We start from the raw sequence: 21,263 nt of genomic DNA, 5'->3' as shown, positions 1-21,263 counted from the left end.
CCCCACGGACCTCAGCGGGAGGTGCGCAGGACCTCGAGAACCGCGCGAGGCCGGGACCCGAGCGATTCACGGAGGTGATTGCGGACCATGCTCAACCTGGTGCAGTGATCGCACCGCGCGATCACGCCGAGTGCCTGCACCCCGTGCGCCTCGCACAGCATGACGGCGCGTCCGACGTGGAAGTTCTGGGTGACGATCAGCGCCGAACGGATTCCGAACACCGACCGGGCCCGGCGGCAGGTCGCCGCCGTGTTGGTGCCGAGCGGGTCGTCGAGGATCGCCTCGGCGGGCACACCGTGCGCTTCCAGGTAGGCCCTCATCACCCGCACCTCGTTGCCCGCATCGTCTGCGTCGTTTCCGGAGCTGAGGATCTTCTCGACCCGACCCGAGCGGTACAGCTCCACGGCGACGTCGAGCCGGGCCGCGATGTAGTCGCCGACTTCGCCGTCCTCGACTTTGGCGCCGAGCACGATGAGCGTGCGCGGGGCGTCTACGGGGATCTGCACCGGCTCCACCACCCGACCCCGGGATGCGATCGCGACCCACGCCGACGTCACCGCCACCACGGATTCGACGGCGACGAGCAGAACAGATACGAGGAGGCCGTAGCGCCGGCGGGTGCACACCCGCTCACGTTAGCGGCAGGCTCTCCACGGTGGCCGGCAACCGTCATCGCTGGGGTATCCCCCATCGGGCGCATGCTGTGCACCGTGTCACAATTGGTGTCCTGCACGGAGTGCGCGCACACACGAGCCGGAAGGCCAACGACATGAAGTACATGCCCGTCACCGAGGCGATGTTCCTGGCTGCGGAGACGCGTGACCAGCCGATGCATGTCGGCGGTCTTCAGCTGTTCATCCCACGCGAGGGGCAGAGCCCCGAGGACCTCGCCGACGAGATCTACAGCACACTCCTCGCCACCACCGAGTTCGACGAGACATTCCGGAAACGGCCGGCCACCCCGGCGCAGCTCGCCGGGTACGCGGCGTGGTCGTTCGACGACGAGATCGACCTCGACTACCACCTGCGCCATGCCGTGCTGCCTCGCCCCGGCGCGATCAAGGACCTCCTGCGTTACGTCTCACTCAATCACGGCGCACTGCTCGATCGTCGCCGCCCGATGTGGGAGGCCCACGTCATCGAGGGTCTCGCTGACGGCCGCGTCGCCATTTACACGAAGGTGCACCACTCGGTTGTCGACGGCGTCTCCGCGCTGCGTCTCCTGCAACGCTCGTTGTCGGCCGACCCGAACGACCGCAGCGGAACCGCCTTCTGGGACCCGCAGTTGAAGAAGCGCCGGCGCGGCGACAAGAAGCCCGGCAAGGGGCTCGTATCGTCGCTCCTCGGGACCGCGGGCCAGGTAGCCAACCTGGCCGAGCAGGTCGTCGGCCTCGCCCCGGCGGCCGCCAAGATCGCCGCCGCTGGCCTCACCGACAGTGACTTCGTCGCGCCGATGCAGCAGGCACCGGCTACTCCCCTCAATGTCTCCATCGGCTCGGCCCGCCGCTTCGCCGCGCAGGATTGGCCGATCGAACGGTTACGCGCCGTCAGCAAGGCGCAGGGCATGACGCTGAACGACGTCATGGTCGCCATGTGCTCCGGCGCGCTGCGCACCTACCTAGGCGATCAGGACGCACTGCCCGACGACTCACTCATCGCGATGCTGCCGGTGTCGCTGCACCGCGAAGGTGATTCAGACGGGAACGCCGTCACGGCGATGTCCGTGCGCATGGCGACCGATCTCGCGTCGCCTGCCGCTCGCGTCGAGGCGATCAAGGCATCGACGTCGAGCGCCAAGCGCGCGATCCGGCAGCTCCGCCCGATCCAGGCTCTCGCCTTGGGTGCAGCGACGATCTGGCCGATCGCGTTCAACACCATCCCGGGATTCATCGAGTACACACCGACGGGGTTCAACCTGATCATCTCCAGCGTCCCCGGTCCCGAGGAGCCGCTGTACTGGAACGGCGCGAAGCTCGACGGCTGCTACCCGGTCTCGATCCCGACAGAGGGCCTGGCGATGAACATCACGATCACCACGGTCGCGGGCAAGGCGAACTTCGGCATCATCGGTGCCCGCGCACAGCTCCCGAGCCTGCAGCGGATCCTCGACCACCTGGAGACCGCCCTGTCTGAGATGGAAGCCCTCCCGCCCGTCACGTGACCCACTCGGCCATGCCCGCCCGAACTGTTCTCGATTCGTGACCTCGCGGCAGGTCCGTGACGTCAGCCACCCGGCACGATGCGATCGGCTGCCTCCACCGGAGCCGATCACTCCGCGGCACACCTCGTGAGCCTGCATCTATCAGGCCCGATCCGCCGCCGCGAGTCATCGCGGGCATGCTCCGCAAGCCAGGCACCGAACCGGCAGGGCGGCTTGGCCGCATTGTTACTCGCGAGTAACATACTTCGGGACAGACTTGGGGCCGTTGCAACCTGGGAAGTTAGGCAAACCTTGGGAGCGCTGACCGGGGGCGACGATTTACGGTTACCAGGAATAATACGTCGACGACGACGCAACATCGGCCCGTTGCGTTCAGTCTGGTACGACCTGAAGAAAGGCCGGTACTTCCATGACGACGACAACCGTTGTGATCGGAACGATCGCCGTGTTGATCAGCCTCGCTTGCTGGGGGGCGTTCCTACGCGGTGTGGTGCAGATGCTCCGCACGATCTTCCAAGGTCAGAAGGTCGACTCGAATCGTTTCGCACGGCCGGTCAAGCGCCTGGTGACGATGCTCAAGGAGTTCATCGCCCACACGCGCATGATCAAGTTCCGGACCGTCGGCATCGCCCACTGGCTTGTGATGATCGGCTTCCTCGGCGGCTTCCTCCTGTTCTTCGAGGCGTACGGGCAGTCGATCAACCCGGAGTTCCACTGGCCGCTCTTCGGTGACACGTTCGGGTGGCACCTGTGGGACGAACTGCTGGGCATCGGCACCGTCGTCGGCATCCTGGTCCTGATCGCCATTCGCCAGATCAACCACCCGCGCGTCGCGTCTCGCCTGTCACGTTTCAGCGGTTCACGATTCGCGCCGGCCTACATCATCGAGGCCATCGTCTTCGTCGAGGGCCTGGGCATGATCCTGGTGAAGGCCGGGAAGATCGCCACCTACGGTCACGCCAACGCCGGCTCCGACTTCTTCACCATGCAGGTCGCCAAGCTGCTCCCGGCGAGCCCGCTGATGGTGTCGATCTTCGCGATCATCAAACTCCTGTCGGGCAGTTTGTTCCTGCTCCTGGTCGGAATGAACCTGAACTGGGGCGTCGCATGGCACCGGTTCGCCGCGTTCTTCAACATCTACTTCAAGCGCGAGTCCGACGGCGGCGTCGCGCTGGGTGCCGCCAAGCCCATGCTCAGCGACGGCAAGGTCCTCGACATGGAGGAGGCCGATCCGGACGTCGACACGTTCGGTGCGGGCAAGATCGAGGACTTCAGCTGGAAGGGCTGGCTCGACTTCACCACCTGCACCGAGTGCGGCCGCTGCCAGAGCCAGTGCCCCGCCTGGAACACCGGTAAACCGCTGTCGCCGAAGCTGATGATCATGTCGCTCCGCGACCACGGTTACGCCAAGGCCCCGTACCTGCTGGCCGGTGGCAGCAAGGACATGGGCGGCGACGAGGTCGGACTGGTCGACGCCGACGGCAACGTCGACGAAGCCAAGCTCGCCGCTCTCCCGGAAGAAGCGCGCGCTGAGGCCGAGCGCAAGCTCGTCGGCGAGTCCGAGGGCATGGACCCGGCGGGCGCCGTCATCGACGCCGAGGCTCTGTGGAGCTGCACGATGTGCGGCGCGTGCGTCGAGCAGTGCCCCGTCGACATCGAGCACGTCGACCACTTCATCGACATGCGCCGCTACCAGGTGCTGATCGAGTCGGACTTCCCCACCGAGCTGGCGGGCATGTTCAAGAAGCTCGAGAACAAGGGCAACCCGTGGGGCCAGAACTCGTCGGAGCGCACCGCCTGGATCGGTGAGATGGACTTCGACATCCCGGTCTTCGGCCAGGACGTCGAATCGTTCGAAGGTTACGAGTACCTCTTCTGGGTCGGTTGCGCCGGCGCCTACGAGGATCGCGCGAAGAAGACCACGAAGGCCGTCGCCGAACTTCTCGACATCGCTGCGGTGGACTTCATGGTGCTCGGCGAAGGCGAGACCTGCACCGGCGATCCGGCTCGCCGCGCGGGCAACGAGTTCCTGTTCCAGATGCTGGCGCAGCAGAACATCGAGACGTTCGACAACGTGTTCGCGACCGCGCCGAACCAGCGTAAGAAGATCGTCGTCACCTGTGCCCACTGCTTCAACGCGCTCGGCAACGAGTACCGCCAGGTCGGCGGCGCGTACGAGGTGGTTCACCACACTCAGCTGCTGAATCGCCTGACCCGCGAGAAGCGTCTCGTCCCGGTCGCGCCGCTCGAGGGCGAGTCGATCACCTACCACGATCCCTGCTACCTGGGTCGCCACAACAAGGTCTACGACGCACCCCGCGAACTGCTGGGAGTCTCGGGCCCCGAGCTCACCGAGATGCCGCGTCACGGTGAACGCTCCATGTGCTGTGGTGCCGGCGGTGCCCGGATGTGGATGGAAGAGAACATCGGCAAGCGCATCAACATCGACCGCGTCGACGAAGCACTCGACACGCTGGAATCGAAGCCCAAGGGCAAGGCCACCAAGAAGATCGCGACCGGCTGCCCGTTCTGCCGCGTGATGCTCACCGACGGTGTGACCGCACAGACCAGCGGCACCGAGAGCGAAGGTGACGTCGAGGTCGTCGACGTCGCACAGGTGCTCCTCGAGGGTGTCCGTCGTGGGCGCGAGGACGTGACGCGCGGCGGCAAGTTCTCCGGACCGATCCCGGCGGCGGCTGCGGCTGCTGCTCCAGCCGTTGCGGCGGCCGGGGGTGCGGCGGCTGCGACGAAGTCCAAGCCTGCTGAATCCAAGGCGGCCGAGACCAAGCCGGCCGAGAAGCCGGCGGCGAAGTCGGACGCGGCCAAGCCTGCCGCCGGCGGGCTGGCCCCGAAGGGCGGACTCAAGAAGCCGGGCGGCCTGAAGAAGCCCGGTGGCGCTCCGAAGCCGGGCGGCACTGCCGCTCCCGCCGAGGAGGCACCACCCGCAGCCGAGAGCGCTCCGACCGAAACTGCCGCGACCTCGGGCACCGAGGGCAAGGCCAAGGGCTTCGGCATGGCAGGCGGACTGAAGAAGCCCGGCGCCAAGAAGCCAGGTGGAGCGGCCAAGCCCGCCGCTGCTCCGGCAGCCGAGGCGGCACCCGCAGAAGCCTCTGCGGACGCAAGCACAGCCGATACCGGCGAGTCTGCCGCTGCTCCGGTCACCACCTCGGGCACTGAAGGCAAGGCCAAGGGCTTCGGCATGGCAGGCGGACTCAAGAAGCCCGGCGCCAAGAAGCCGGGCGGCGCTGCAGCGGCCGGAACCGCCGCGGCAGCAGGCGCGGCAGGAGCTGCAGTGGCCGCAGGCGCGGCGTCAACGTCCGACGAGGAGGACTCCGCAGCATCGGAATCCCCGAACGCCGAAGCACCTGCCGAATCTGCGGAGTCGCAGTCTGCGGGCGCAGCGGTGACCGAGGGATCGCAGGGCAAGGCCAAGGGCTTCGGCATGGCAGGCGGGCTCAAGAAGCCCGGCGCCAAGAAGCCAGGTGGAGCCAAGCCGGCCGCCGGCACCGCAGCAGCAGGAACCGCAACTGCCGCGGGCGCGGCGTCGACGTCCGACGAAGACGAGTCCGGAGCAGCAGAGCCCGCGAAGGCCGAAGCAACCGCCGAGTCCGCGGCACCTGCCGAGTCTGAGACGACTGCCGAGCCGCAGTCCGAAGACGCAGCAGTGACCGAGGGGACGCAGGGCAAGGCCAAGGGCTTCGGCATGGCAGGCGGACTCAAGAAGCCCGGCGCCAAGAAGCCCGGCGGAGCGGCCAAGCCCGCGGCGGCAGCCGGAACCTCAGCGGGGGCTGCGGGTGCTGCAGCCACGCCTGAGGACGACGCTCCCGCGGACCCGGCCACCGAGGCGACTGATACCGGGTCGGCCGACGCCGAATCGAGCGAACAGCAGGCCACCGAGCCGGAGGCGTCGACGGAGTCGGAGGCACCGACGGAGGCACCGGCGGAGACCGAGGGTGACACCGCTTCGGCAGACGCCGAGTCCGCCGAGACGCCCGCTGCCTCGGCGGGTCCGGACGCACGGACCATCGCCGAGACCGGCGCGTCCAAGGCGAAGGGCTTCGGGCTCGCGGCAGGCAAGAAGCGGCCCGGAAAGAAGTAGCCGAACAGGCACGAGTCGATCGCAGAGGCGCCCGGGAGCATCCGCTTCCGGGCGCCTCTGTCATGTCCGGGCGGCGCTGGCACTTCCGGGCGGCTCTGGCACTTCCGGGCGGCACTGGCACTTCCGGGCGGCGCTGTCACCTCCGGCCACTCTCCGCAGATATGTCGTCGGCGTCAGACCGACGGGACACGCGGATCTCCGCGGCGAAGTAGAGCCGTCACCGAAGCCCGCTGATCACGCGCTCACCGGAACTCGAAGATCTGCGCGCCGCGTTCGGCTACCCATCCATGCCGTAGCGCACGAGCAAAGGCGCGTGATCGGACAGACGGCGGTCCGGCGATGTCTCCTTGTCGACCCAGCACTCGCGTGCACGCCGCGCGAGTCCAGGCGTGGCGAGCTGGTGATCCACACGCCATCCGACGTCCTTCGAAAAGGACTGGCCGGCCCAGCTCCACCAGGTCAGCGGGCCCGGCCGCTCCCCGTGCTGTGCGCGGACCACGTCCACCAGCCTCCGCGGCGAGAGGAGCGAGGAGAACCACTCGCGTTCCTCGGGCAGGAAGCCCTCCATCTTGCGTGCCGGCCGCCAGTTCGTGACGTCGCACTCGGTGTGCGCCACATTCAGGTCCCCGACGAGCAGGAACTCGCGCCCTGCTCGTTTGGCGGCCAACCGGTTACGGTCGAGTTCTCGCGCGAAGCCGGCGAGGAACGCCATCTTCCGTTCGTACTTGGCGCCGCCGTCGTCTTCGGCCCGCATGCCACCGGAGCCGACCTTCTGCAGCCGTGCCGGCAGTCCGCCCTTCGGCAGGTACAGGCACGCGACGGTGAGCGGCCGGTCGGCGAGGTCCACCTCCAGGTAGCGGCCGTGCGTGGCGTACGCGCCGATCCCCCTCGCGGTGGGCGGATGAGTCACCCAGGACCGCGCAGCCTCGGGTTCGACTCGGGTCAGCAGCCCCACGCCGTTGCGTCCGGGGATCGATCCGACGTCGACCGACGCCGCGTAACCGGGAAACGATCCGACCTCCGACTGCGGGCACCGCAACTCCTGCAGTCCCACCACGTCCGGCGCGCGGGAGTCGAGCCAGTCGTCGAATCCCCGACGCCGCGATGCGCGGATCCCGTTGACGTTGAACGAAGCGACGGTGAAGTGTTGTGAAGTCACTCGCCCAGAATGCCTTGCGAATTCTATTCAGTTGCCTTCTGCTGACAGAATGAACGCATGAGCCGCCCTTACGTGTCACACCAGAACCAGAATCTCAAGCTTCTCGACCAGTCGGACAAGTTGCAGGACGTCTGCTACGAGATCCGCGGTCCGGTGCACGAACACGCGGCGCGACTCGAGGCCGACGGCCACCGGATCCTCAAGCTGAACATCGGCAACCCGGCGCTCTTCGGATTCGAAGCGCCGGACGTGATCCTGCGCGACATGATCCACGCTCTCCCGTATTCGCAGGGCTACTCCGAGTCGGCGGGCGTCCTGTCGGCGCGGCGCGCAGTGGTGACCCGGTACGAGATGCTGCCGGACTTCCCCTACTTCGACGTCAACGACGTCCTGTTGGGCAACGGTGTCTCCGAGTTGATCACCATGACGATGCAGGCGCTGCTGAACACCGGCGACGAGGTACTCATCCCGGCTCCGGATTACCCTCTCTGGACGGCTATGACGTCGCTGGCGGGTGGCACTCCGGTGCATTACAAATGCGACGAGGACAACGGCTGGAACCCGAACGTCGAGGACATCGAGTCGAAGATCACCGAGCGCACCAAGGCGATCGTCGTGATCAACCCGAACAACCCCACGGGTGCGGTGTACTCCCGTGAGGTCCTCGAGCAGTTGACCGAATTGGCCCGCAAGCACTCACTGCTGGTTCTCGCCGACGAGATCTACGACAAGATCCTGTACGACGACGCCGAGCATGTGAACGTCGCGTCGCTTGCTCCGGACCTACTGGTCTTCACGTTCAACGGCCTGTCGAAGGCGTACCGCGTGTGCGGCTACCGCGCAGGCTGGGTGGTGATGACCGGCCCCAAGGATCATGCGAAGGGCTTCATCGAAGGCATGAACGTCCTGGCGTCGACGCGTTTGTGCGCCAATGTGCCGGCCCAGCACGCGATCCAGGTGGCCCTCGGCGGGTATCAGAGCATCGATGCACTCGTCCAGCCCGGCGGACGTCTGCTGGAGCAGCGCAACGTCACCTGGGACAAGCTCAACGAGATCCCGGGCGTGAGTTGTGTGAAGCCAATGGGCGCGCTGTACGCGTTCCCGCGCCTCGATCCGGAAGTACACGAGATCCACAACGACGAGCAGTTCGTTCAGGACCTCCTCCTGGAGGAGAAGATCCTCGTCGTACAGGGCTCGGGCTTCAACATGGCGGACAACCATCACTTCCGTATCGTCACGCTGCCGTACTCACGAGACCTGACCGAAGCGATCGACAGGATCGGCAACTTCCTCGCGTCATATCGCCAGTGAACTGGCAAAACACGCCTGCTAACTATGGCTAGCGGATAACCGTTACCAGTGGTAACGTCACAATGATCAATGGCACGATCGGAGATGACATGACCGACTGGCAACGCAGCGACATCACTGCGGGCTCAGTACGAATCGCAACGTACTCATACGGTGAGACCGCTTCCACCGACCGTCCCGCAGTGGTTCTGGTCCACGGATGGCCGGATACGCACCACCTGTGGAACGCCGTCGCACCGCAGCTCGCCGAGAAGTACCGGGTGTTCGCTTACGACACCCGCGGTTTCGGTGAGACAGACCGCCCGGAGGACGTCGCGGACTACAAGCTCGACGTGCTGGCGGAGGATCTCTTCGCGGTCATCGCTGCGGTCACCGACGGCGGTTCAGCGCATGTCGTCGCCCACGATTGGGGTTCGGTTCAGGCGTGGGAGGCCGTGACGACCCCCGGCGCCGAGAAGCACATCACCTCCTTCACGTCGGTCTCCGGCCCCAACCTGGATTTCCTCGGCGAGTGGGCCCGCGCCCAGCTGTCATCGCCGACACCGGGCACCATCGCGCGTGCACTCTCACAGGTCGCCTCATCGGCGTACACCGGCTTCTTCCAGGTGCCGGGTGTCTCCGATGCATTCTTCCGGACCTTCGGGTCGGAGAAGCTGTGGACCGAGTTCCTGCACGCCATCGAAGGCACACCGCGCGAAAACGTCGCGTTCGCGTCGACCCTGCGCGAGGACATGATCAACGGCCTGAAGCTCTACCGCGCCAACATCCGCGGCAAGCTCGTCAGCCCGGATCCCCGGCAGACCCGCGTCCCGGTCCTCGAAGTGGTCAACGACCGGGATATCGCGTTGCGGCCGGCGATCTACGATCGCACGTACACGCATGCCGCGAAGCTGTGGCGCAAGAGCAGCCCGACCGGCCACTGGCTGCCGTACACGAAGCCCGATTACCTCGCCGCGACCGCGAGTGAGTTCATCGACTGCATCGAGAACGGATCGTCGAGCGAGCCGAACACCATCGACCGTGCACGACAGTTCGGAGCACCGCTGCCTCTCACCGGAAAGCTCGCCGTCATCACCGGTGCGGGAAGCGGGATCGGCCGCGAGACGGCGTACTCCCTGGCCGCCCTGGGGTGCGAGGTGGTACTCGCCGACATCGACGTCTCCGCGGCGGAAGAGACTGCGGCGGACTGCAAGTCGATGGGCGTGCTCACCAACGTGTACAGCCTGGACGTATCGAAGACCCCTGCCGTCAACGATTTCGCTCACACCGTCCGTGCCAAGCACGGCGTGCCCGACATCGTCATCAACAACGCCGGCATCGGCCTCGGTGGTTCGGCGCTCGAAGCCAGCGAGGAGCAGATCGACCGGCTCATCGACATCAACCTCCGAGGTGTCATCTCCGGCAGTCGCGCATTCGCCCGGCAGATGGTGGAGCGAGGGACGGGCGGTCAGATCATCAACCTGGCATCGGCGGCCGCCTTCACCCCGTCACGCGAACTGGGCCTGTACTCGGCCACCAAGGCAGGCGTGCTGATGTTCTCGGAGTCACTCCGCGCCGAGCTCGCTGAGCACCGGATCGGAGTCAGCGCGATCTGTCCAGGGATCGTGCACACCAACATCACGACGGCCACGGAGTACGCGGGCATCGCGGACCAGGACGCGATCCGCGCCAAGGTCACCGGCATGTACGAGCGACGGAACTTCACGCCGGACCGGGTCGCGAAGGACATCGTCGCCGCGATCATGTCCAACCGCGCCGTGGTACCGGTGACCCCGGAAGCCAAGATCGGTTACCGCATATACCGATTCATCCCCTGGGCATCCCGCATCGGGGCCCGTCAGAAGCTGACCGGATAGGAGAGCGACGATGACTGCGGTACACGTTTCCCATACTGACCAGGACACCGATCCCGGGCACGTCGAGTTGCACGCTCGCAACGTCAACTTCGACCTGTCTGAGACTCCGCTGCATTGGATTCCCGGACATCCGGTGTCGTCGAACATGATCACCGTACTGAATCTCCTTCTGCCCGAAGGCGAGCGGTGGTTCGTCGAGACGTTCAACGAAGCACTGCCGATGGTCAAGGACGAGGCACTCGCCGCCGACATGCGCGGCTTCGTCGGGCAGGAGGCGATGCATGCCGAAGCCCACGACAAGGCCGTCGAGAACTGGCTCAGTCGCCACTGCGTGGATTCGGCCGGCTACCAGAAGCAGATGGAGTGGGTGTTCCGCCGCGTCTTGGGCCCGCGGGGCGGCCAGACGCCGGAACAGCAGCAGAAGCACCTGATCGAGCGCCTCTGGCTGATCGCCGCCATCGAGCACTACACGGCACTGCTCGGCGATTTCGCCCTCAACTGCACGTGGTTCGACGACGGCGCCGACCCGGCGATGGCCGACCTGTACGTCTGGCACGGTGCCGAAGAGGTGGAGCACCGCGCGGTCGCGCACGACGTGGCCGCCTACTTCGGGGACAGCAAGCTGCGCCGGGGGCGCGCCATGGCGCTGGCGCTGCCGTTCCTGCTGATCCTGTGGGCCAGGGGCTTTCGCTTCATCAACAGCCAGGACCCCTTCTTCGCCGAGATGGGGACGGCGCGAAAGCACCGAATGTACGTTCGCGACTACTTCCGCGAGTCACGTCGCGGGATGTTCCCCAAGATCTGGTCACTCGTCCTGTCGACCGGGACGTACTTCCGGCCCGGATTCCATCCGTCACAGATCGGCGACACCGCGCAAGCAGTCGCCTATCTCGCATCGTCGCCGGGTGCGCGTCGCGCGGGGTGAATCGATGAACCACGTCAGACATCCACACGAAACGGTGCTGGACAGCGAACCTCCCCACCTGATGGGGCGATGGAAACGCGACCCGTTGATGCGGGCGCTGACCGGCATCGGCAACATCTGGTTCCCCTTGTGGGGTTCGCTCGCGCCACTGCGGGAGACGCGCGTCGATAACGGAATCCAGGTGCTCGACGTGGTGCGGCGCGAAGTCGTCGCACGCGACGAGAACGTGATCGCATTGACGTTCGCCGCACCGGACGGTTCCGTCTTACCGCAGTGGAACGCCGGTGCCCACCTCGACCTCCTCCTGCCATCGGGGCGCATGCGCGAGTACTCGCTGTGCGGGGACCCGGGTGACCGCACCACGTACCGGATCGCAGTCCGCCGCATACCGAACGGCGGCGGCGGTTCGGTCGAGGTCCACGACACGCTTCGCGTCGGTGATCAGATCCGAATCAAGGGTCCACGCAACGCTTTTCCGCTCGCACTTCCGGGATACGGATCGAGGGCGCAGCGTCTGCGGTTCGTCGCCGCGGGCATCGGCATCACCCCGATTCTGCCGATGGTGGCGATCGCCGATCGAATGGGTCTCGACTGGTCGATGATCTACACGGGTCGAAGCCTGGACTCGATCCCATTCCGGGAGGAACTGGCTCGCTTCGGCGACAAGGTGGAGATCCGTACCGACGACGAACACGGCCTGCCCACTGCGGAGGATCTCACCGGTCCAGTACCGGAACAGGACGCCGGGCTCACACTGTACTGCTGCGGTCCCACCCCGATGCTGGAGTCGCTCCGAACGCACTTGGTCGATCGACGCGACATCGAACTGCATTACGAGCGGTTCTCACCGCCGCCGATCGTGGACGGTACGGAGTTCACCATCTCCCTCGCCTCGACGGGAGAATCGGTGACCGTGGCGGCCGACGAGTCCGCGCTGACCGCCCTGCGCCGCGTCCGGCCGGAGACGCCGTACTCGTGCCAGCAGGGATTCTGCGGCACGTGCCGGCTTCACGTGTCCGCCGGTTCGGTGGACCATCGAGACGGCAGCCTCACCGAACCCGAGCGCGATGCCGGCTACTTCCTGCCGTGCGTCTCCCGGTGCCGATCGGACGGTTTGACGGTCGACGTCTAGCGTCCGGGCCATTCCACCAGCTCAGTTTGGAAGAATGGCCGGATGACCGAGTACCGAATCGACGATCTCGCCGCCGCCGCAGGAACGACGACACGGAACGTCCGCGGCTACCAGGACCGCGGCCTGATCGCGCGACCGGTACGGCGCGGCCGCATCGCGATCTACACCGATGAGCATCTTCGTCGGTTGAGGATCATCAACGACCTGTTGACCCGCGGTTTCACCATGACGCACATCGCCGACTTCTTCGACAGACTGGAGCGGGGAGACGATCTCGCCGAGGTACTCGGCCTGCGCGAGATCATGTCGGCACGATGGTCGCGGACACCATCGCGAACGGTGACCGCCGCCGAACTCCACGAGATTCTCGGCACCGCCGACACCGAACTGCTGGCGAAGCTCGAGGAAGCGGGTCTCATCGAGCCTGCAGACGATGCCGAGCCGCCACAGGAGTACCTGATCACCGACACCGAGAGCATGGACGCCTACCAGCGGTTGCTGGGGATCGGCGCACCGCTCGAGTATCTGGTGAGCATGCAGCAGGAACTCGACGCCGACATGGACCGCGCGGCGCACACGCTGATCTCAGCCGGTCGGCGGGCCATCACCGAGGGCCGTTTCGACGGCTGGATCCCGGAGAGCGACGACGAGTCGGTATGGGCGACGCAGTTCGTCGGCGAACTGCGTCGAACCGGCCGGGTCGCCGCACACAACTCGCTGTACCGCGCTCTGGACCGGGAGCTTGCGCGACAGCTCGACGACTACCTCTCCATCGCCCGGGAGCGAAAGCACCGAAACGCCGATTGACCGGCGCTCCGGGCGTCCGTCGGATCAGTTAACCGATCACGATCGGCGGTAGCCCGGGGATCGGGTTCGGGATCGTCTGCTTCTTACGCTGAGTCGGACGCGGTTCGGGCCCCGGTTCGGCTCCTTGCCGGCCACCGTTTCCGTTCCGGTTTCCGTTCCCGTTTCCGTTGTCGTCGTCATTGTTCTCGCCCCGTGTCTGCCGGCTCTCGCGGTCGGACTCGGAATCAGTCGTCCGTTGCGTCGTCTTCGGCGGCGGCGGTGGCGTCGAGTACTCGATCATCTTCGCGCGTGCCGCCTTCACCTCGCGACGGTCGACGGATGTCGGTATTCGGGCGGGTCCTTCGTCTTCGGTCGTCGTCTCACTCGCTGTCTCTGCTATGCCCTCCAGCGGGTTCACCGACGGGCGCGGACGTTCGTGGACGGTTGCCGCGACGGCGGCCCCTACTCCACCGAGCCCAAGGATCACCGCGAACGCCGCGACAGCAGTGCGGCGTCGGCGTTTCCGGTCGGCCGCGACCTTCTCGGGAGAGTCGTCGTCGGCGGCGACTGATGGCCGGCCATCCAATGCCGGACCACCGAAACGCACGTTGCCGTCGCGGTCGAGGTCGTAGTCGGCGGGGTCGATCCCTGACGCGGTGAACGACAGGGGAGACAGGTCGCGGTTCGAGTCGCCCCAGGCCAGTGACACGGGCTGCTTCTCAACTCGATCGAGCAGGTTGGTAGGACCGTCGTCGCCGGCGAATGTGGCCGGAAATGGGTCGCCGGGCAACAGTGCGCTGAACCCGCGCTCGGTCAGCGACTCCCAGAGTCCCGGCCATTCGGCGATTCCCGGCCCGAGCAGGATCGCGTCGACCGGTTGGGTTCCGGCGAGTTCGACGATCATCCCGTGCAGACGATTCACCTCGGGCACGGTGCCCTCGATGATCTCCTCGCGTTTCACCGACACGAACCGGAGCGCGTGCGTGCCCATGACGAGGATGCTGTCGCGGTTGCCCATTCCGGTACGTGCGCGCCTGACCAGTTCGGTCAGCTCTTCGAACACCGCCGGATCTGATGCTTCGTCAATCCTGCCGCTCTCGTACAGTTCGCCGGCGACCCGCATGTCGAGCACGCGCGGCACGATGCGAGGTTCGACGATCGCGTTGATGACACGGGCCTCCCCGCCCACCGGCCTACCCGTGATCCGGGCCAGCCAGATTCCATCATCACCGAATCCGAGTGCGAGCACCGCGCCCGATGGCGCCGACGGAATCGCGAATCCGCCGAGCCATCCAAGTCCCCCCTGTGCGCTCATGCCGTCAGCTCGTGAAGTTCAGGTAGGCCTTGGAAGGCGTCGGTCCGCGTTGGCCCTGATACTTGGAGCCCGTGGTGGCGCTTCCGTACGGGTTCTCGGCAGGGCTGGACAGCCGGAAGAGGCAGAGCTGCCCGATCTTCATTCCCGGCCACAGCGTGATCGGCAGATTCGCCACGTTCGACAGTTCCAGGGTGATGTGACCGGAGAACCCCGGATCGATGAACCCGGCGGTCGAGTGTGTGAGGAGCCCCAGCCTGCCCAGTGACGACTTGCCTTCGAGCCGTCCCGCCAGGTCGTCGGGCAGTGAGCACACCTCGAGGGTCGACCCGAGCACGAACTCACCCGGATGCAAGACGAACGGCTCCCCCGCCGCCGGCTCGACCAGTGTGGTCAGCTCGTCCTGCCGCTGAGCAGGATCGATATGCGTGTACTTGGTGTTGTTGAACACGCGGAACAGTCCGTCGAGCCGGACGTCGACGCTCGATGGTTGAACCAGCGCAGAGTCGAACGGGTCGATGCCGAGTCGGCCGCCCTCGATGTCCGCGCGGATGTCGCGATCTGATAACAGCACATACTGAGGTTAACCGACTGCAGGTCAGCTACCGGAATTCTGGAATTTTGTAACCGATGGCACCGGAGGCGATGCGGTGTGACCTTTGCCGCTGTGAGCAGCCGGATCCTGCTTTGTTAGAGTGGTTCCCGCACCCGGTCGTGGTGCTGCGCCGATGTAGTTTAGTGGTAGAACATCAGCTTCCCAAGCTGAGAGTGCGGGTTCGATTCCCGTCATCGGCTCCATTGAAAGGCCAGGTCAGAGTATTTCAACCTGGCCTTTCATCGTATCTGGAGCACCCGAGCCACTCAGTCCGCAGTGTCGTTCTAGTCCGCAGTGCCGTTCCAGTCCGCTGGGACCACACCGAGCCGTACCCGCTGGGGATGGTCACCGACGGAGATGTCGGCGACCTTCCTCCCTGTCGAGAAGTCGATGGCCGAGACAGAATCCGACCCGCTCTCGGACACGATGCACGCAGTGCCATCGCCGTTGACGGTGGCCCAGTACGGCTTGCTGACCGGGACGAGCGGCCCTTGTCTCAGGGTTCTGCGGTCAACGATGGTGGCGTAGTCGTCCATAGTCCCCGCAACGCAGAGCTTGTCGCCGTCCGGACTCATAGATAGGCCGTGGTGACGCGAGTCGTTGACCCAGGAGATACGTGCCGGGTCGGTTTCGGGGTTCTTGGGGAGTTCCTTGATCCGCGTGATCTTGTCGCTCGGAATGTCGTACTCGACGAACCCGTTGAAGAACGACACCTGGAAGTACAGCTTGTCCTCGTCGGGTGTGAACGCGACGGGTCGGACCGAATCGGACAGGTCCTTGCGGCCGAACGCGTCGAGCCGCTTCCGCATGTCGATCTTCCGCACCCGTTCGAAAGTCGCGGTGTCGACAACAGTGATGTACCGGTCGCCCTTCGTGAAATCCAGGGACGGCGCATCGAGCGGCGTGTTCACATCACCGATGGCCATGTTCCAGATGTACTTGCCGTCCTGGCTGTACAGGTTCTCGTGCGGCTTGTCACCCGTCGCGAAACGCCCCTTCTCGGTGCCGCTCGCCACATCGATCACGTGCACCGTATTGCTCGTCGACGCCGAGACCGCGACCGTCTTCCCGTCGGGAGACATCGCCATGTGGTCGGCCCGGAAACCCGCAACCGGGAAGCGCCAGTTAACTTTGCCGGACGACGTGTCGATCGACACCACATCCGCAAAACTGGGGCGAGATAGGACTATTGATCCGCCGTCGGCGGTCGAGTACAGATCGTCGACGTACTGATCGTGCCCTTCGCCGACGGTCTCCCGGATTCCTAGGAAGTATCCGAGCTTGGCCGGGTTCGAACGGATTTCCGCTAAGCGCTTTTCCTTGTCTGGAACGGCGTTGATGCGCCCCACCTTGCGGTAGGAACCGGCGGCCTCGATGACGTCGGCCGTTCCTTCCCAGTTGTTCCCGACGAACAGCACCTCGCGGAGGCCGCCCCCCGGCTCGCTGTCAGGTGCGGCGAACGCCGCAGGAGCGGAGAGAGCCGTCAGAAGCAGTGCCGCACCAGCTGCGCGAGGGACGGCTCTTCGCAGTTTCAGGGCACCTGATGCACGCCTCACCATTAACGAAACCTCCTCGAGTGCAGGGGATTGAACTTCCGGCGGGCGCCAACGTGGACCGCTGGGTGCCTTATCCGACATTGCCGACGTTCGGTCGCTGATCGACCCATTCACGGTGGACACTATCCGATTCCACTTTCTGCAGCGCATCGGCCTTACCGAGGCGGTCCGGCCCGCACCCGATCCGGCCGCGGCCCACGTCGACGCCGACCCTTTCGCTCCGGCGCGAACACGGGCGAATTCACCTCGCCTGAATACTTCGATAAACCCTCAATGGCACACGTATTCCGGACACCGAATAGATATACCTAACGGCGAATCCGACAAAAGCACATAACGCCACCGTCTGATTCGACGCACATACTTTGACACATTTCGGAGAAGCCTGAGAGTGCGATAATCATCCGGTGTTGATTTACACACGTACCGTCGATCCACAAACCCTCACTAGCCGTATACGCTGCATATTCACCCGCATTTTGCCTGATATCCATGCGTCTGTGCGGTGCCATCAGGTGCAGAGGACTACCGAATATGTTCGGGTGGATGCAGGCGCACCGAAGCGTCGCGCAGAGATCGCGAGAATCGGGCGCTAATCCTCGCAGGGGGGACCCCGAGGACATGATGAAGGGAGATCAATTATGAGCATCACCCAGAACAACCTCGAAAACCTGATCGGTGCGAAGGCTCTCGATCAGAGCGGCGACAAGATCGGCAAGGTCGATCAGATCTACCTCGACAACCAGAGCGGCTCGCCGAAGTGGGCGGCAGTGAACACCGGGCTGTTCGGCTTGAACAGTTCCATGGTTCCCCTCGCCGGCGCCTCGGTCTCCGGTGACGACCTCGTCGTCGCGCCGACCAAGGCCGCGGTGAAGGATGCCCCGCACCTCGACACCGACGACGGCATCAGCGCTTCCCAGGAACAGGAACTGTTCGCGCACTACGGCATTCGCCCGAACGGCGCCGATTCGCCCGGACAGTCGGGACGGCACGCCGACAACGGTCAGACTCCGCAGCGTGAAACCTCGGGCCAGGCTGCCGCCGGCACCGCGGCCGCCGGTACTGCCGCAGCAGGTACCGCTGCTGCCGGCACCGCTGCTGCCACCGGCTCACCGACGACGGGAGCTCCCGCCGGAGCCGCCGGCACGCATGCTCCGACCGATGCCCGCTCGACAAATGACGCCACCGCCGGCCGTAACGCTCCCGCACAGGCCGCGGATAACGACGACACCGTGATCCGCCACGAAGAGCAGCTCAACGTCGACAAGCAGCAGGAAGTGGCCGGGAAGGCACGACTGCGCAAGTACGTCGTCACTGAGAAGCAGCAGGTCGAGGTTCCCGTCACGCGCGAAGAGGTGGTCGTGGAGCGGACTCCGATCTCCGCCGACGAAGCTGCCAAACTGGACGACAAGTCGACCATCGGCGACGAGGCGATCGAGGTCCCGCTGCACGAGGAGCGTCTCGTGGTCAACAAGGAGCAGGTACCGGTGGAGCGCGTCCGCATGGGCACCGAAGCGGTCACCGAGAACAAGACCGTGTCGGACGATGTCCGCAAGGAGCGCATCGACACCGACCTCGACGATTCCGGCCGACAGCAGAAGCGTCCGTGATCGCAGCCGTCAGCGACACCGGCACATGACGGACGTGCCGTAGGCACTGGTCTGCAAGTGCCACTTCGGGCGCGGGGCCGACTCCACGACGGGTCGGCACCGCGCCCGCTGTCGTCGCAGACGAGCAAGTCCGACCGCGGCACCGCCGTGCCCGGGGATTGACACCCCGGACTCCCCCGGTGATCGTTGACGCATGAGCGCAGCCCGCAAAGCCTACGAAGCCCTCGAGCCCTTTCATGTGCTCGCCTACTTCAACCCCGGCCTCGGCGACGCCCACGCCGACACCGGTGTCGACCCGCATGCGTTCTACCTCGGTGCTCGCGGTGCGCCGCTCGGCGATTGCAGTGCACCGGTGGTGATCTCGTCGTTCTACAACTTCGCACCCGACCTCGTGACCGCAGGATGGGAGCGCGCGCGGGCCGCCGGCCTCGGGTCGATCGCCGATCGACGCTTCGAGATGCTCGATGAGCAGCTTCGCGCCATCCTCGGCGAGCGAGCCGATGACCCCGAGATCCCCGAACTCGCAGACGCGTTCGGTCATCTCGCCGAGGGCCTGCCGTTCGGCGGACGACCCCTCGCCGCCGCATGGGCCGCAACCCGGGCACCGGAAGACAACCATCTGCTCCGTCTCTGGACCAACGTCGCAGTTCTGCGCGAATGGCGGGGCGACAACCACATCGCGACCCTCGTCCTCCACGGTCTCGAAGCGCTGGACGCCGTCACCTTCCACGAGGCGACACTCCCCGATCCGAACGTGCACCGCCGGGTCCTGGGCCGCGAGATGGTGAAGCTGACCCGCGGCTGGTCCGACGCCGACTGGGATGCATCGGTCGACCGTCTCGTCGACCGCGGTCTGGCCGAGCGGATCTCGGACGGCCATCAGCTGACCGCCGACGGCGCGGCTGTCTACGACGACATCGAGGCGACGACCGACGCGCTGACCGAACAGGCGTGGTCGGTGCCCGAGGTCGATAACCTGCTCAGCCGAATCCGCCCGTACGTCAAATCCGTGATCGACGCGGGCGTGCTTCCGGGAACGCGGAAGCACTAGCCCCGAACGCGGAACACCGGTGGAAGGGTCAGTCCGGCCGCACCGACGTCAAGTACTCGGCGGTGACCGCCGTCGCGTCATCGTCGTCCTCGGTCAGTCGATCAAGGGCCGCGCCCGCGACCGACCCCGGAATCTCACCGAGCGCCTGCGCTATGCGACGTCTGCCCTCCGCACTCGCGGCGCCCAGTTCACGGACCAGTCGCTCCGCGATCCCCTCCCCGGGAAGGCGACGCGCGAACTCGGTGAGCGCATCCGCCGCGTCTACGTCGCGCACGCCGTCGACCACCATCTGCACGAGGGTGCCGACTGCTCGATCGTCGCCGTGCCGGGCGACCGCGAGAGCCGCGCGACCGCGGACGACCGGGTCACGGTCGGCGAGCGCTCCAACGAGCACCTCCACGGCATCCGAGCCCGGCAGTTCGGCGACGGCCAACACCGACCGTCGCCGGACCGTGAGGTCCTCGTCGTCGATCAGACTCGCGAACAGCGCCGCTGCCTCGCCGCCCCCACGGGCCAACGCCCATCGCAGGGCACCGGCCACATTGGGATCACCCTCGGTGAGAACGGCCTTGACCGTGGCTGCTTCCGGCAGCGCTTCGGACGTCAGCGCAGTGCGCTGTCGACGGTTCTCGTCATCGGACCCCAGTCCGGCCAGGAGGGCGAGCACTCCGAGTACCTGTTCCCAGTCCTGCGGCCCGACGTCGATGACCTGATCGAGTCGGCTCAGAAGCTCCCGTTCGCGAGCGATCCGCTGCTCCGACCTCTCGGCAAGCTGTCCGACGAGATCTGCCGGCCGGAACTCCGGATCGTCTAGCGCCCGCCCTACCTCACGCAGAGACAGTCCCAACGCACGCAGGGCCTCCACCTGAAAGATGCGGACGATGTCCGCCGGCGCGTACTCGCGGTACCCGGCCGACGTCCGGCCGCTCGGGCCGGCGATCCCGAGCGACTCGTAGTGCCGCAGCATGCGGGCGCTCACTCCCGAGCGCCGCGCCACCTCGCCGATTCGCATGCCGTCCTCACCTGTCCTGCCCTGAGCCGATCGCGTCGATCCGGCGGGCCTCGTCGACGTCGAACGCGAACGCCGAGTCGGGGTCGTCCATCAGCCGTTCGGTCGCCGCCGCGTGCCCGCGCACCACCGCGTCCGCATCGCTCTGGAAGCCTCGGAGCACCGGCATCACCGCCTCGCCCAGTTCGACGAAGGCGCGGCTCAGACTCCGGTGCATCGCGGCGTCGCCCCGACCGAACTGTGTCGCCAGTATGGCAGCCAGAGCCTCCTCCGCACCGGCGGGAACGACGATCACGGCGGCCCGCCACGCACTGCGCGCCACCTCGTCATCGGCATCAGTGAGAAGGTCTCCCGTGATCGCCTGCCAGACCCCCAGCGCTCCACCGGAGGCTGATTCGGCGGGCTCGCCGACCTTCGACAACGTGTGCAATGCCTGGCTGCGAGCCTGCGGTACGGACGAGTCGAGTTCCGCCACAAGCATCGGAACCGTGGCCTCCACAGGAAATCGTGTGAGCGCCCACGTGAGCATGTCGCGCACGAAGAAGTCCGATTCCACACGGCACCGCTCGATCAGCAGGTCGAGCACTCTCGCGTCCGGGTCGGTTCCCACAGCGAGCGCTGCCTGCAGACGCGTCGACGAATCGGCTGCCCGCAACGCCGCCGCCATCCTGGTGGACTTCTCGCTGTTCGGGATCATCGTG

At 66.0% G+C, this 21,263-nt stretch carries 16 protein-coding genes and 1 tRNA gene; 10 read left to right on the top strand and 7 right to left on the bottom strand.

What is annotated here, in order from left to right; genetic code table 11:
* Positions 1–11 precede the first annotated feature (11 nt).
* Positions 12–626: a SanA/YdcF family protein gene (locus tag FO044_RS01210; RefSeq protein WP_132992863.1), complete on the bottom strand. Its 615-nt coding sequence runs from the start codon at positions 624–626 to the stop codon at positions 12–14.
* Between the two features lie 143 nt (positions 627–769).
* On the opposite strand from FO044_RS01210, the gene FO044_RS01205 reads away from it, so the two are divergent.
* Complete coding sequence (locus tag FO044_RS01205; RefSeq protein ID WP_132993420.1) at positions 770–2,161, top strand: WS/DGAT/MGAT family O-acyltransferase; 1,392 nt, start codon at positions 770–772, stop codon at positions 2,159–2,161.
* 409 nt (positions 2,162–2,570) lie between these two features.
* The gene (locus FO044_RS01200) at positions 2,571–6,260 is read left to right on the top strand and encodes a heterodisulfide reductase-related iron-sulfur binding cluster (RefSeq protein ID WP_132992862.1); all 3,690 of its coding nucleotides are present in this window, start codon (positions 2,571–2,573) and stop codon (positions 6,258–6,260) included.
* A 277-nt stretch (positions 6,261–6,537) separates the two neighbouring features.
* Here FO044_RS01200 and FO044_RS01195 read toward each other — a convergent pair whose 3' ends face one another.
* Entirely contained in the window at positions 6,538–7,419 is an 882-nt protein-coding gene (locus FO044_RS01195) for an exodeoxyribonuclease III (RefSeq protein WP_132992861.1), read from the bottom strand.
* A gap of 57 nt (positions 7,420–7,476) precedes the next feature.
* Here FO044_RS01195 and FO044_RS01190 point away from each other — a divergent pair, with 57 nt between their 5' ends.
* From FO044_RS01190 to FO044_RS01170, 5 genes are all read left to right on the top strand, one after another.
* Positions 7,477–8,730, top strand: coding sequence for a pyridoxal phosphate-dependent aminotransferase (locus tag FO044_RS01190; protein WP_132992860.1), 1,254 nt, complete (start codon positions 7,477–7,479; stop codon positions 8,728–8,730).
* An 89-nt stretch (positions 8,731–8,819) separates the two neighbouring features.
* A complete protein-coding gene (locus FO044_RS01185) occupies positions 8,820–10,586 on the top strand; it encodes an SDR family oxidoreductase (protein WP_132992859.1) in 1,767 nt (588 codons plus the stop codon).
* A gap of 10 nt (positions 10,587–10,596) precedes the next feature.
* Positions 10,597–11,511: a metal-dependent hydrolase gene (locus FO044_RS01180; protein ID WP_132992858.1), complete on the top strand. Its 915-nt coding sequence runs from the start codon at positions 10,597–10,599 to the stop codon at positions 11,509–11,511.
* A gap of 4 nt (positions 11,512–11,515) precedes the next feature.
* Entirely contained in the window at positions 11,516–12,643 is a 1,128-nt protein-coding gene (locus tag FO044_RS01175; RefSeq protein ID WP_132992857.1) for a PDR/VanB family oxidoreductase, read from the top strand.
* A gap of 42 nt (positions 12,644–12,685) precedes the next feature.
* Positions 12,686–13,450, top strand: a complete 765-nt coding sequence (locus FO044_RS01170) for a MerR family transcriptional regulator (protein WP_132992856.1) — start codon at positions 12,686–12,688, stop codon at positions 13,448–13,450.
* 28 nt (positions 13,451–13,478) lie between these two features.
* Here FO044_RS01170 and FO044_RS01165 read toward each other — a convergent pair whose 3' ends face one another.
* The gene (locus FO044_RS01165; protein WP_132992855.1) at positions 13,479–14,744 is read right to left on the bottom strand and encodes a hypothetical protein; all 1,266 of its coding nucleotides are present in this window, start codon (positions 14,742–14,744) and stop codon (positions 13,479–13,481) included.
* A 4-nt stretch (positions 14,745–14,748) separates the two neighbouring features.
* Complete coding sequence (dcd, locus tag FO044_RS01160; RefSeq protein WP_132992854.1) at positions 14,749–15,315, bottom strand: dCTP deaminase; 567 nt, start codon at positions 15,313–15,315, stop codon at positions 14,749–14,751.
* A gap of 150 nt (positions 15,316–15,465) precedes the next feature.
* Here dcd and FO044_RS01155 point away from each other — a divergent pair.
* Positions 15,466–15,539: transfer RNA gene (locus FO044_RS01155), tRNA-Gly, on the top strand.
* Between the two features lie 81 nt (positions 15,540–15,620).
* On the opposite strand, the gene FO044_RS01150 is transcribed toward FO044_RS01155, so the two are convergent.
* Complete coding sequence (locus FO044_RS01150; protein ID WP_132992853.1) at positions 15,621–16,895, bottom strand: YncE family protein; 1,275 nt, start codon at positions 16,893–16,895, stop codon at positions 15,621–15,623.
* 638 nt (positions 16,896–17,533) lie between these two features.
* On the opposite strand from FO044_RS01150, the gene FO044_RS01145 reads away from it, so the two are divergent.
* Entirely contained in the window at positions 17,534–18,502 is a 969-nt protein-coding gene (locus tag FO044_RS01145) for a DUF2382 domain-containing protein (RefSeq protein ID WP_132992852.1), read from the top strand.
* A gap of 193 nt (positions 18,503–18,695) precedes the next feature.
* The gene (locus FO044_RS01140; protein ID WP_132992851.1) at positions 18,696–19,553 is read left to right on the top strand and encodes an SCO6745 family protein; all 858 of its coding nucleotides are present in this window, start codon (positions 18,696–18,698) and stop codon (positions 19,551–19,553) included.
* Positions 19,554–19,581: 28 nt separating this feature from the next.
* On the opposite strand, the gene FO044_RS01135 is transcribed toward FO044_RS01140, so the two are convergent.
* Positions 19,582–20,565 (bottom strand): MerR family transcriptional regulator, encoded by a 984-nt coding sequence (locus FO044_RS01135; protein WP_132992850.1) that lies wholly within the window; start codon positions 20,563–20,565, stop codon positions 19,582–19,584.
* Between the two features lie 7 nt (positions 20,566–20,572).
* On the bottom strand, positions 20,573–21,259 hold the full coding sequence (locus FO044_RS01130) for a HEAT repeat domain-containing protein (RefSeq protein ID WP_132992849.1): 687 nt from the start codon (positions 21,257–21,259) through the stop codon (positions 20,573–20,575).
* Positions 21,260–21,263 lie beyond the last annotated feature (4 nt).

The organism is Gordonia zhaorongruii (assembly GCF_007559005.1).
Classification (GTDB): domain Bacteria; phylum Actinomycetota; class Actinomycetes; order Mycobacteriales; family Mycobacteriaceae; genus Gordonia; species Gordonia zhaorongruii.
This window is presented reverse-complemented; position numbering and strand designations above follow the sequence as displayed.